11 protein-coding genes are annotated in these 12,543 nt (G+C 58.9%); 6 read left to right on the plus strand and 5 right to left on the minus strand.

Going from position 1 to position 12,543, the window contains the following annotated elements; genetic code table 11:
- Positions 1-23: 23 nt before the first annotated feature.
- A complete protein-coding gene (gene ispE / locus J4E00_RS11345) occupies positions 24-845 on the minus strand; it encodes a 4-(cytidine 5'-diphospho)-2-C-methyl-D-erythritol kinase (protein ID WP_208175264.1) in 822 nt (273 codons plus the stop codon).
- Positions 846-977: 132 nt separating this feature from the next.
- On the opposite strand from ispE, the gene J4E00_RS11350 reads away from it, so the two are divergent.
- The 3 genes from J4E00_RS11350 (at position 978) to J4E00_RS11360 (ending at position 3,592) form a co-directional block, all read left to right on the plus strand.
- Complete coding sequence (locus J4E00_RS11350; RefSeq protein ID WP_208175265.1) at positions 978-1,625, plus strand: sugar transferase; 648 nt, start codon at positions 978-980, stop codon at positions 1,623-1,625.
- A gap of 11 nt (positions 1,626-1,636) precedes the next feature.
- Positions 1,637-2,338 (plus strand): acetyltransferase, encoded by a 702-nt coding sequence (locus tag J4E00_RS11355; protein ID WP_208175266.1) that lies wholly within the window; start codon positions 1,637-1,639, stop codon positions 2,336-2,338.
- Between the two features lie 111 nt (positions 2,339-2,449).
- Positions 2,450-3,592, plus strand: coding sequence for a DegT/DnrJ/EryC1/StrS family aminotransferase (locus J4E00_RS11360; RefSeq protein ID WP_208175267.1), 1,143 nt, complete (start codon positions 2,450-2,452; stop codon positions 3,590-3,592).
- Between the two features lie 311 nt (positions 3,593-3,903).
- On the opposite strand, the gene J4E00_RS11365 is transcribed toward J4E00_RS11360, so the two are convergent.
- On the minus strand, positions 3,904-4,530 hold the full coding sequence (locus J4E00_RS11365) for a hypothetical protein (protein ID WP_208175268.1): 627 nt from the start codon (positions 4,528-4,530) through the stop codon (positions 3,904-3,906).
- A gap of 368 nt (positions 4,531-4,898) precedes the next feature.
- On the opposite strand from J4E00_RS11365, the gene J4E00_RS11370 reads away from it, so the two are divergent.
- A complete protein-coding gene (locus tag J4E00_RS11370) occupies positions 4,899-5,684 on the plus strand; it encodes an alpha/beta fold hydrolase (RefSeq protein ID WP_208175269.1) in 786 nt (261 codons plus the stop codon).
- Between the two features lie 257 nt (positions 5,685-5,941).
- On the opposite strand, the gene J4E00_RS11375 is transcribed toward J4E00_RS11370, so the two are convergent.
- Positions 5,942-6,622 carry a membrane-associated protein gene (locus J4E00_RS11375; protein ID WP_236049709.1) on the minus strand — a complete coding sequence of 227 codons (681 nt, stop codon included), beginning with the start codon at positions 6,620-6,622 and terminating at the stop codon, positions 5,942-5,944.
- A gap of 314 nt (positions 6,623-6,936) precedes the next feature.
- On the opposite strand from J4E00_RS11375, the gene J4E00_RS11380 reads away from it, so the two are divergent.
- On the plus strand, positions 6,937-7,524 hold the full coding sequence (locus J4E00_RS11380; protein WP_208175270.1) for a hypothetical protein: 588 nt from the start codon (positions 6,937-6,939) through the stop codon (positions 7,522-7,524).
- A gap of 181 nt (positions 7,525-7,705) precedes the next feature.
- Positions 7,706-9,493: a glycoside hydrolase family 15 protein gene (locus J4E00_RS11385; protein WP_208175271.1), complete on the plus strand. Its 1,788-nt coding sequence runs from the start codon at positions 7,706-7,708 to the stop codon at positions 9,491-9,493.
- Positions 9,494-9,619: 126 nt separating this feature from the next.
- Here the strand turns inward: J4E00_RS11385 and J4E00_RS11390 are convergent, their stop codons facing one another.
- Together J4E00_RS11390 and J4E00_RS11395 are read right to left on the minus strand one after the other, a co-directional pair.
- On the minus strand, positions 9,620-10,054 hold the full coding sequence (locus tag J4E00_RS11390) for a hypothetical protein (RefSeq protein ID WP_208175272.1): 435 nt from the start codon (positions 10,052-10,054) through the stop codon (positions 9,620-9,622).
- Positions 10,055-10,128: 74 nt separating this feature from the next.
- Positions 10,129-12,306: a bifunctional alpha,alpha-trehalose-phosphate synthase (UDP-forming)/trehalose-phosphatase gene (locus J4E00_RS11395; RefSeq protein WP_208175273.1), complete on the minus strand. Its 2,178-nt coding sequence runs from the start codon at positions 12,304-12,306 to the stop codon at positions 10,129-10,131.
- Between the last annotated feature and the right edge of the window lie 237 nt (positions 12,307-12,543).

The following is a 12,543-nucleotide window of genomic DNA, read 5'->3' on the forward strand; positions in this document are numbered from 1 at the left end:
GAGGTACTAGGGCCACAACTTCCTTACAACACGCCCTGCCACACGGTATATTCTGCTGGCCACGCTAGCGTTGGTGGCTGCTCATTTTCCCACAAGCCGTACACGGCCGAGCCGGAGCCCGACATGCTGGCATATGTTGCCCCAGCGGCGTAAAACTGCTGTTTGATTTCGGCCAGAACCGGGTGCGCAGGCGTGAGGGCCGTTTCAAAGTCGTTGCTAACGGTGTTGCGCCACATGCTCATGGGCTGCACTAAGGCCTCGCGCAATGGGTGCTCCGGCAGCTGTGGTGTGATGCGGGCGTAGGCTTCGCCCGTGCTGATGTGTAGATTGGGATATACTACCACGCAGCTGGTACCGGCCAGACGCAGGCTGATTTCTTCGAATACATCGCCGCGCTCCACGGCCAGTACGGGCTGGTTGCGAATGAAAAAGGCGCAGTCGGAGCCCAGATAGCGGGCGTAACTCTCCAATGCTTCGACGGAAAGATTCAGACCGAACAGCTCATTGGTGGCCTTCAATGCAAACGCGGCGTCGGCCGAGCCGCCGCCCAGGCCCGCGCCGATAGGCACGATTTTGTGCAGGTAGATTTGAGCCGGTGGCAGCTGCGGAAAATCGGCTTGCAACAACTCGTAGGCGCGGAGGCAAAGGTTCGTGGCAGGCTCGCCGGGGATGGGGCGGCCGGTGAGGGTGAGGCTGGTGGCCTGGCCGGCGGGGGCAGGCAGGATTTCCAGGGCATCGGTCCAGGGCAGGGGCAGAAATACCGATTCGAGGGTGTGGAAGCCATCAGGACGACGCTGGGTAACGTAGAGGCCAAGGTTGAGCTTGGCGTTGGGGAAGACGAGCATGGGCGCTTCGCTTAATAAGGAATGAATAATCGGGAATGAAGAATGCTTATGGGTAAGCGCCTTCGACACCACGGCTGCTGGGCCGTACGAGCCATAAAAGTACCGTCAATCTGGGAGCGGCTACTTTTGTGCATGCCCGCGGCAATTCCTCATTCTTTTTACGTTCGCCGAGGCAAGCGCCTGCTGGATGTGGCTTTGGCGCTGCCGCTGCTGCTGCTCACATTGCCGCTGCTGCTGGGCGTAGCGGGGCTGGCGGCATTCCAAAATCGGGGGCGCTGGCTGTTTCGGCAGGTGCGGCCGGGCTGGCAGGGACGGTTGTTCACGCTCTATAAGATTCAGACCATGACTTCGGCGCACGATGCTAACGGCCAGCTCCTGCCCGATGCCGAGCGCCTGCCACGGCTGGGCCGCTGGCTGCGCGCTACCTCGCTAGATGAGCTGCCCCAGCTCTGGAACATCGTGCGCGGCGACCTCAGCTTGGTGGGGCCGCGCCCGCTGCTGCCAGAGTACCTGCCGCTGTACTCGCCCGTGCAGGCGCGCCGCCATGAGGTACGCCCCGGCCTCACGGGCTGGGCGCAGGTGAATGGTCGCAACGCCATTAGCTGGGAAGAGAAATTCACCTATGACGTATGGTACGTCGATAATCTGTCGTTTGGGCTGGACCTGACCATTTTGTGGCGCACGGCCGGCCGGGTGCTGCGTGGCAGCGGGGTTAGCACGCCCGGCCAGGCCACCACCACGGCATTCCAGGGCAGTCCTCCGCCCGCCGTTTCCTCGTAGCTTTCACACTTATGACCCAACTTTTCTTTTCTGATTACGAAATCGAAGCCGCCGAAACCCTGGTGCCGCTGGTGATTTTTGGGGCCGGCGGCCTGGGCCGGGAAGTGCTGCTGCTGCTCCAGCAAATCAACGCCAACCGCCCCACCTGGGATGTGCGCGGCTTCTACGACGACCAGGCCCCGGCCTCCCCTGCTGTGGCTGGCCTCCCCTACCTCGGCACCAGCGCCGACCTCAACGCCCACCCCGAGCCGCTGGCGGTGGCCCTGGCTGTGGGCAGCCCCGCCGGCCGCGCCGCCGTGGCGGGACGGCTTACATCAGCTCAACTCAGCTTTCCCAGCCTCGTGCATCCGCGGGTGGCACTGGCCCGCCAGCACCGCATTGCGCTGGGCGAGGGCTGCATCATCCAGCAGGGCTGCATCCTTACCTGCGACATTACCCTGGGCCGCTTCGTGCTGCTCAATCTGGGTTGCACAGTGGGCCACGATGCCGTGCTGGCCGACTTCTGCTCCCTTATGCCCCATGCCAACGTGAGCGGTACGGCGCGACTGGAAACCGGCGTGTACCTGGGCACCAGCGCCACTATTATCCAGGGCGTCAGCATTGGGGCGCATGCTATTGTGGGTGCCGGGGCGGTGGTGGTCCGCGACCTGCCGGCGAATGTGACCGCCGTGGGCGTACCGGCGAAGGAGTTAAGAGTGAGGAATGCAGAATGAAGAATTCGCAACTGTCAATTCCTCCTTATTCACTATGTAGGCAAGGAATGAAGAATTTTCAACGGCTCATTCTTCGTTTCTCATTCTTCATTCCTCATCAAGCGAAGCGTCATGCGTAGCCAGGATTACGACCGTCTCTACCTATCTCCGCCCCACCTGGGGCGGCACGAGTTGAACTATGTGCACAAGGCCATTGAGGACAATTGGGTGGCCCCGGCCGGCCCCAACATCACGGGCTTTGAGGCGGACATCTGCGCGGCGGCGGGGGTAGCGCACTGCGTGGCACTGAGCTCGGGCACAGCAGCTATTCATCTGGGCTTGATTTTGCTGGGCGTGGGGCCCGGCGATGAAGTGCTATGCCCTTCGTTCACGTTTGTGGCCACAGCCAATCCCATTGTGTACCTGGGGGCCACGCCGGTGTTCCTCGACAGTGAGCCCGACACCTGGAACCTCTGCCCGGTGCGCTTACGTGAGGCCATTCTGGACCGCATCAGCAAAGGCCGGAAGCCCAAGGTCCTCATCCTGGTGCACCTGTATGGCATGCCCACCAAGCTGACCGAGCTGTTGGCCATCGCGCAGGAATTTGACATTCCCGTTTTGGAAGATGCCGCCGAGGCGCTGGGGGCTCGTTTCAACAACCAGCCGCTGGGTAGCTTCGGACGGGTGGGCGTGTTTTCCTTCAATGGCAACAAGATTCTGACGACCAGCGGCGGCGGTGCCTTGGTGACCAATGATGCCGCTCTGGCCCAGCAGGCACGGTTTCTGGCTACGCAAGCCAAAGACGATGCCCCCTACTACCAGCACTCGCAGGTGGGCTACAACTACCGGCTGAGCAACATCCTGGCTGGCATCGGACGCGGCCAGATGGAACTGCTGGACGAGCGAGTGAAGCGCCGCCGCGAAATCTTTGCCTGGTACCGCGAGCACCTAGCGGGCCTGCCCGGCCTTACCGTGGCCCTGCACCCCGAGCCCGCCGGCAGCCGCGCCAACCGCTGGCTCACCACCATTCTGCTCGACCCGCAGGAGAGTGCCGCCACACCCGAAACCCTGCGCCTGCACCTCGAAACGCGCAACATCGAGAGCCGCCCGCTGTGGAAGCCCCTGCACCTGCAGCCGCTATTTGCCGCCGCGCCCATGTATGGCGGAGCGGTATGCGCCGACTTATTTGCCCGAGGCCTGTGCCTACCCAGCGGCACAGCCATGGGCGACAACGAATTGCGCCGGGTGAAAGAGGCATTGGCCGAAACGCTCTAGGCAGTCAGCGCGCCATATTATGGCTTGGTAACGCTTGGGTTAAGGTTGCTTAAACTGCATTGTGGCCCTTACGCCCAGCAGTAGCTTTGTGCCGAAGAGGAAAAAAAGCCTTGCCAATTACAGTCTGTGGGTGGGCCAGGCAGGGCCCGATTTCTACCGTATGCCTATGCAATATTCACTGGATTCTGGTAGGAAGTGTATCATATTATAAGTGTATCATTATAAACAGAAACAGCCCCAACCTGCAAGTTGGGGCTGTTTCTGTAATAGGCAACTGGCAGACTTGGCACGGTGCCAACGCCTGAAAATATTTACTCCGCCGGAGCGGCTTCTGGCTCGGCGGGGGCTGGGGTGGTGGGCTTGGCCGGGGCACGTTTGGTGGCTACCGAGCGGCGGGCTGGGGCAGCCGTAGCGCGGGGGGCAGTGGTGGAGCGGGCCGCCTTGGCAGCCGGCGCTGGGGCTACCTCAGGAGCAGGGGTTTCTTTGGGAGCCTGCTTGGTTTCTTTAGTGGTTTGCTTGGCTTGATGCTTGGCTTCTTTGGCAGCCTGCTTGGCGTCCTTGGCGGTTTGCTTGGCCTGCTTGCGACGCTGCTTTACCACTTCGGCGGCCAGACGCTTCATAGCTTTGGTTATGCCTTTGGGAGCTTTGGCATCCGAGGCATCGGTGGTGGGCTCCAGGTAGGGCTGGAGGGCGGTAGCCAACTCGCCAGACAGGGCTTTGCGGGCCCGCTTGGCGGTGAGGGGCGTAGGAACTGAGGCCGCTTTGGCTTGCTTGGCCTGTTGTTTGGCGTGCTTGCTCTGCTGCTTGGTGAGCTGTTTGGCCAGCTGGCGCAAGGTTTTGGCTACGGCTTTAGAGGGCTGCTCGGCGGCATCGCTGCCAAGGTGGGGTGCCACGGCTTCGGCCAACTGGCCGGCCAGGATTTTTGGGGAGGTGCTCATAAAAAGAAATTTGGGGAGGGCCCCACCACGCGGCAGGCCCAGTGAGAGAAGTAGCGTAGCAACACCGAGGCCTGGACCACTCCAACCGTCAGGGCCAGAAAGCCACTCACATTTAGGGTATCACAGCCAGGCAATTCGAAGAATGCGATGGGCCAAAATTACGAAATCATTACCCGCAAGCTCGACCAAAAGCATTTTTCCAATGTTATGTTTTACGGCAGCGGCTGAGCGCCCAGCCGTCTACGCTCCCCATTTCCCTCGCCACATTTCCATAAAAGGCCGCACCAGGCAATTGCGAGCTTATATTAGAGCGGCCGCATAATCATGGTCGTATTACCAAGTGGCTTTCACCTTGTCAGGCATACCCCATGGCAACCCCTTACGCACCCAAACAGCTAACCACGCACGGGCAAACCGTCGCACTCGGCAACCTAGAACTATACTACGAGGAGTACGGAGTCGGAAAACCGTTGGTACTCCTGCATGGATTCGGCGGTTGTACCCAGAATTGGCGGCCCTTTATCCCCGAGCTTGCCGAACGCCACCGCCTGCTCGTCGTGGATTTGCGCGGCCATGGATACTCCACTAATCCCGAGCACACGTTCACCCATCGGGACGCGGCCCAAGATGTGTTCCGGTTACTTGACCACCTGGGAATAGAACGCTGCTCAGCAATGGGCATGAGTTCGGGTGGCATGACGCTGCTGCACATGGCCACGAGTCAACCTACGCGCATCGACACCATGGTGTTAATCAGTGCCACCACTCATTTTCCGGCGCAGGCGCGGGCCATCATGCGCGCAGCGTCGTTTCGCACCATGCCCCCACCCGTTCAGGAAATGTATCGGGAGTGCGCTAAACGCGGAGACGAACAAATTCAGGAACTTCTGTTGCAGTTCAATACGCTGGCCGATAACTACGACGATATGGATTTCACGCAGGAGCATTTAGGGGCCATTACCGCACGCACGCTAGTGGCGCACGGGGACCGTGACCGCTTTTTTCCGGTGGATATTCCCGTAACCATCTACCGTTCCATACGCAATGCTGCGCTATGGATTATCCCGGGCGGGGACCATGTTCCCGTTTACGAGGCCACGGTTCCTTTTATGGCAACCGCGCTGCAATTTCTTGCGGGCTCCAACCGCCTGTAACAAGTAGAAAGCCCTTTTAGGGACCTCCTGTTTGGCAGCGCCGGTGGTGGCCAGACCACCCGGTCAGCGGCTACTATGCGACAGCTCCACGTCAATAGAAACGGAGTTCGTCAAGGGGGCACCTGTCATCCTGAGCAAGGCGAAACACATTCTTATTACTGAACAAATATTTCTAACCAGATAAGAATCTTCGTTTCACTCAAGATGGCAGACGAGTCAAAAAATTAGTCCTCAACCTAAGACGCGCTTCAAAATCTCTACACCAGTTGCACTGCCCCTACCGGCACTGCTACCACCTTGGTGGCAAATACCTTGCGTAGCACTAAGTGCGTAGGCAGATAAATCACCACAAAAAGCACCGCCATCCAGGCCAGCAAGTAGAGCGGGGCGGGCAGCATGGTCTGGGCTTTGGCATCATCGAAACCAAAGACGTAGTTGATGTTAACTGGGATTTTGGCATCGGCCAGCACCGTGCCGGCGGCCGGTAGGAAGAAGTAGGCCACTAAGCACAGGCTCCAACCCAGCGCCGTCCAGGCCCAGAGCGCCCGACGGTCGTAGCCCAAGCGCTTGAGCAGAAAGAGCAGTAAAAAAGGCAGCCAGCCATGGAAGAACGACAGCCCGCGCAGAAACAGCGAGCGGTTTTCATCGAACATGTAGGACGTAAGACCCACCAGGCGTACGCCCGCCAGCTCGCCGACGAAGTCCACGCACCACAGCACCTGCGGCAGCAAAATGCCCACCGCTGCCATGGATGCCGGCAGCGCCCGCTCGGTCCAGAGGCTGATAAAGCTCAGCAGCAGCGCCACGTCGCAGAAGTACAGGAAATTGGTGGGGCCGTAGTTGCGGTAGTACACGGGCACCATCACCAGCAAAAAGGCGCTGACCAACAGCTTCAATGGCAGTGGCAAGCGGGGCGAAACGGGAAGGAGCGGCATCATGGCCAAAAGGGGCGCTACCACCGGGCTGCCACACGAGCAACCGGCTTAGCTGAAGCGAAATACGGCGAAGCTTTGCGGGCAGCCGCACCAGAATTCAGACTTCCGGGACTTTCTTCACACCACAATTACCTATATAACTACTTGATATAAAGCAATTATATCTTTCATCTTATTAGACTTTTTACATTAATAAAATAGCCTCTTAATCGGTGTATTTTACCACTTCTGATTTGGCCGCATTATTGCCAAGGCGGGACCGGGGCAGCCACGGCGGCCCGCTTTGCCGTTAAAGGCCCATCCAATCTTTTGCTCCCATGAAAAACATCCATATCCTCGCCGCTTTGTTGTTGGCCCTGCCGGTAGCCGCCGTGGCCCAAACCACCAAGCCTACAACCACTACCACAACCAAGCCCACCACAACCACCACTACTGCTCCGGCAGGCACCCAGCAGCAAACCGAAGTAACCGAGGACCTAGACCCCGCCACCGGCAAGGTCATTCGACGCACCACCCGTACCATCAATGTGCCAGTGGGCACCGCACCCGCACCGTCGTCTACCAGCACAACGATTAGCGACGAAGACGCTCCCGTAGCTGCCGCGTCTGATGCCCAGGTCAGCACGTTTCTGCGCAAGAAAACGACTGTGAGCACCCTCACTACCTCCGGCCTGCTCAGCGCCTATGATGCCTTTATGAACCGCGTGCGCGACGACCGGTCGAACTGGAAACCGAGCGACTGGACCGCTGCCGCTGGCATTCTCAGCAGCCTCAATGGCCGTTACCAGCAGCTCCGCAGCAGCTTTTCGCTAGATGACAAGCTGACCATCCGCTCGCAGCAAGCCGAGTTCCAGGCCCTGCGTACCGCCAAGCAGATTTCGACGCAGGTGTCAGACAAGCTGTAGCCTGCGCAGCCAGCACGTGTACCCCGAATTTCCAATTCGGCCGCCTGAACGGATGCTAATAGCTTGTTCAAGCGGCCGAATTGGAAATTCGGGGTACACGTGCTTATGAGCCTTGCTGCCCGCCGTGCACAACCTCAGCCGCAGGAATGGGGTATTACCCGCACCTCCACTCCCCTTTCTGATGGCAAAACACACTTATAACCTTGGCCTGATTGGCAACTGCGCCTTCCTCGGCCTCATTGGGACCGATACCGCCGTGCGCTGGCTCTGCTGGCCCCGATTTGATAGCAGCTTCGTGTTCGGCAGCCTGCTCGATGACAACAAGGGCGGCGAATACAGCATTCGCCCCGCCGCAGCCGGTACGTTCGAGTCGGAGCAGTACTACGAGCCCAACACCAACGTGCTGCGCACCGAAATCACGACGGCCGACGGCCGCTACCGCGTCACGGATTTTGCCCCGCGTTTCGCCCAATACGAGCGGTACTACAAGCCGCTGATGTTTATTCGGAAAGTAGAGCCGCTGCTGGGCACGCCCCGCGTGCGGGTGGCCTGCCGCCCGGTGGGCAAGTACGGCGAGTTGGAGCTTACGCGCCGCCGCAGCTCCAACCACATTGCCTTTTTGGGTTTGGAAGAGGAAATCCGCCTCACCACCAACATCCCACTCACCTACGTGCTTGATGAGGAAGACTTCGTGCTGAACGAAACCAAATACCTCGTGCTCACCTACGGCGCGCCGCTCGAAGCGCCCCTGGAACGCACCGCTGAGCAGTTTTTGGTGAATACCGAAGAGTATTGGCGCAAGTGGGTGAAGAGCACCAGCATCGGCAGCTTCCATCAGAGCGCGGTTATTCGGTCAGCGCTGGCGCTCAAGATTCACCAGTACGAAGACACCGGGGCCATCATCGCGGCCACCACCACCAGCCTGCCCGAAGCCCCCGGCAGCACCCGCAACTGGGACTACCGCTACTGCTGGATGCGCGACACGTTCTATATTCTCACGGCCTTCAATAGCATCGGCCACTTCGAGGAAATGGAGCGCTACTTCCACTTCATCGCCAACATTACCACCAAGGCCCAAGACAAGTACCAGCCACTCTACAGCATCAGCGGCCGGGCCGATTTGGTGGAAACCGAGTTGCCATTGGCCGGCTACCTCGGCAACCAGCCCGTGCGCATCGGCAACGACGCCTACACGCATATCCAGAACGATGTGTACGGGCAGGTGCTGGTGGCCCTGCTGCCGCTCTATGTCGATGCTCGCTTCGTGCACCCTACCCAATTGCCCCCCGAAAAGCTGGCCTCAGAAGCCCTGCACTTCATGGAAACTACCCTCGACCAGCCCGACGCCGGCCTCTGGGAGTTCCGCCACATCGCGCAGCGCCACTGCTATACCTTCCTGTTTCACTGGGCTGGTGGCCACGCGGCGCGACAGGTAGCGCGCCGCCTCGGCCACACCGAGATGGAAGCTCGGGCCACCCGCCTTATAGACGCCGCTACTGACCGAATCGAGCAATGCTACGACGCCGAACGCGGCGCATACACCAACGCCATCGGCTCCGAAAACCTCGACGCCAGCACCCTACAGCTCATCCTCATGGGCTACCTCGACCCTAGTTCTGAGAAAGCCAAAAAGCACCTCATTGAGCTGGAAAAGGAGTTAAAAACCCCCGAAGGCCTTTTCTACCGCTACCGCCACCCCGACGATTTCGGTACACCCGAAACTACGTTCCTCATCTGCTCCTTCTGGTACGTGGAGGCCCTAGCCTGCGTCGGCCGCCTCGAAGAAGCCAAAACCGAGTTCGAAAAGCTCACCCAATACACCAACCACCTCGGCCTCCTCTCCGAAGACGTGGACGCCAAAACCGGCTCGCAGTGGGGCAACTTCCCCCAAGCCTACAGCCATGTGGGCATGGTGAACGCCGCCTACCGCATCGCCCAGCGGCTGGATAAGCCGCATTTCGTGGGGTAGCATCAACACACGCAATGCGCCCCAATGCGTCTTTGTGATGCAACCAAATGCCAGAAGCGGTAAACCCCATTATTGAAAGGCCCCAACACTACGCAGTGTTGGGGCTTTTCTATACATTAATGATGTCTATCTAGCTTCGTTAATAGCAATTTCCCCCTCCCAAAAACAGGCTATCAAGTAATCCATATAAGGGTCTTTACCCGTTTCATTCAAGCACCACTGCCAGTCGACAATTTCTTCATTGGTTGGAATGACTAATTCACTATCGTTCTCAAAATGAAGTGTCAGATTGTAGGCAATATCAAGCGTCACGCTCGCAACTTCCTTTCTCATATGGGCCGCCACAATTGTGCTCTTAGCTACAAAATCTTTATCAACTACCGTTTCAAATGATTTATAGTTAGTACGCAACCAGGCATTTAACATTCCTTCATCAGGCGAAATCAGATTCTGGGCAGAGAGGTAATAGTCGCCGAAGTCTAAAGTCCAGTTGTCGCCTATACGAAACGAATGGATGAATGAGCCAACCAGCTTGTCGTTAAGTATTTCCAGTGCTTTCATTTACCTACTCATTGACTGATGCGTCCTTATTCGTAGGCACCAAAGTAGTTAATGAATGAGGACGCATCAAGAATTTATCCAATCAGCTTCCGCAGCAGCTGGCGCACCTCGGTGGGCGAGCCCACGTGGAACCGCGCCGACGAATGCGGCGCCGACCCCACACGCACGGTATAGGCCTCAGCCGGCAGGGCGCGGAAGGTATCTTCATCGGTGCGGTCGTCGCCCAAAGCGAGGATGAAATCGGGGTTGTACAGGCTGAGCCAGCGGGCCGCTGCCGTTCCTTTATTGATGCCAGCGTTTTTGATTTCCAGCACCTTGTTGCCTTCCATCACCTGCAGGTCGGTATTAGAGGTCATGAAGGTGAGGTGGTTGAGCAGCTCGCGGGTGCGCACAGCACCTAACTCGGCATCGACGCGGCGGTAGTGCCACACCAGCGAATATTCCTTTTCCTCGATGAAGGCGCCGGCGGTGCGGGCCACGTAGAGCTCCAACACCGGGCGAAGCTCTCGTTTCCAGTCGTTGCGCATGGCCTGGAAGAGACTCCAGTCGTCGCCGACGGCGCGGACCCACACACCGTGCTCGGCAATGAAGTCAATGGGCATGTCACCCAGCCATTTCTCCAGTGTCTGCCGGTCGCGCCCGCTGATGACAACCACGCGGTTTTGTGGGTTGTCGCTCAGTGCCTTCAGTAGCAGTCGTAGCTCCTGGTCGGGCTGGGCGCGTTGCGGGTTGGCGTGGAAATTCACCAAGGTACCATCGTAGTCGAGCAGCAAAAGGCGGTGCTTAGCGGCGCGGTAGTCTTCCAGTAGCTGACCGGTGGGCGCGGGCGTGAGGGTTTCGGTGGCCAGGGTTTGCTGCTTCATTTTGGTATAAGCCAGTTGATTGAGGAAGAGCTTGGTCCAGGAAAAGACGTTATAGCGCTTCACCAGCACTTGCATGGCGGCCATGCGCTGCACCTGGTCTTCCTCGGGCATCACCAAGGCCTCGTGCATGGCCTCCGCCAGTTGGTTGATGTCGGTTGGATTGATGATGAGGGCATCGGACAGCTCCCGCGCGGCCCCAGCCCGCTCGCTGAGAATGAGTACCCCGCGCTGGTCGGCTTTGCTGGCGATAAATTCCTTCGCCACGAGGTTCATGCCGTCGCGCATGGGCGTGACAAGCGCCACCTCGGCCAGGCGGTAGAGGGAGGCCAGCTCTTCCAGCGGCAGTGAGCGGTAGAAGTAGTGAATCGGGTTCCAGGCAATGGTGCGGTACGACGCGTTGATGCGGCCCACCAGCTCATCGATTTCTACTTTCAAATCGGCGTATTGTGCCACCTGGTCGCGCGAGGGCACCACTAGCATAATCAGGCTCACCTGCTCGCGCCACTCTGGGTAGCGCTGCAGCAGCAGTTCGAAGGCCCGTAGGCGCTGGGCAATGCCCTTGGTATAGTCAAGCCGGTCGATGCTCAGAATCACGCGGGTGTCGCGCAGGGCTTCGCGGTAGGTAGCCTCGTGCTGCTGAGCGGTGTCGGAGGCCGCGGCTTCGGCGTAGCGGTTGTAGTCGATGCCCATCGGGAAAGCATCGACCCGCACGGCACGGTTTTCCACTTCAATCTGGCCATTGGCAGCCGACAGGCCCAGCACCTGCGACACCGAGCTGAGGAAATGCCGCATGTAGCCGAAGGTGTGGAAGCCAATCAAATCGGCTCCCAGCATGCCGCGCAGCAACTCGGCCCGCCACGGCAACACCCGAATCAGCTCATAGCTTGGAAACGGGATATGCAGAAAAAAGCCAATCGTGGCTTCGGGACGAACTTTGCGCAGCATTTCAGGCAGCAGCAGCAGCTGGTAGTCGTGCACCCAGATAGTGTCTTCCGGACCCGCCTGGGCCAGCACCGCTTCGCAGAATTTTTCGTTCACGGCCACATAGGATTCCCAATGCGACTGCTCGTAGGTAGCAAACTGGGCGAAGTAGTGGAAGGTGGGCCAGAGCGTAGAGTTGCTGAAGCCCTCATAGAAATCCCGGATTTCGGCTTCGGTCAGAAAAACCGGGGCCATGCTGTCGGCCTGGAGCTGTTCGGTGACGTATTGTTCTTCTTCAAAGTCGTGCACAAACAGTCCCGGCCAGCCGACCCATACGTTGCCATCGGCCCGGTAGATGGAGCCCAAGCCCGTGGCCAGCCCGCCTTCGCTGGGCTGAAACGTGAGGCTTTCTTCGGAACGCAAAACTTTTGTGGGGAGGCGATTAGAGACGATTATAGTGCGGGACATAGGCAATGGGAAAGGTGGAAGGCCTTTATGGTTTACGGTATGTAACCGTTTTCAGCCCATATCCTCCCAACTCTGCTCGGCCGTAGTAAGACCGTGCCGGCTCCGAAGGCCTTCCATTGCGGTCTGCTTCGGCGCTGATTTCCCACTGGTTGTTGGCAGCTGTTAAGGCCCAAACGCGTTGCGCTGTCAGCTTTTTCTGGCACCAATTGTCCTGCTTGCGTATGCCCGGCTAGCTGC

Origin of the sequence: Hymenobacter negativus, assembly GCF_017571495.1 — a bacterium.
In the GTDB taxonomy this organism is placed as follows: domain Bacteria; phylum Bacteroidota; class Bacteroidia; order Cytophagales; family Hymenobacteraceae; genus Hymenobacter; species Hymenobacter negativus.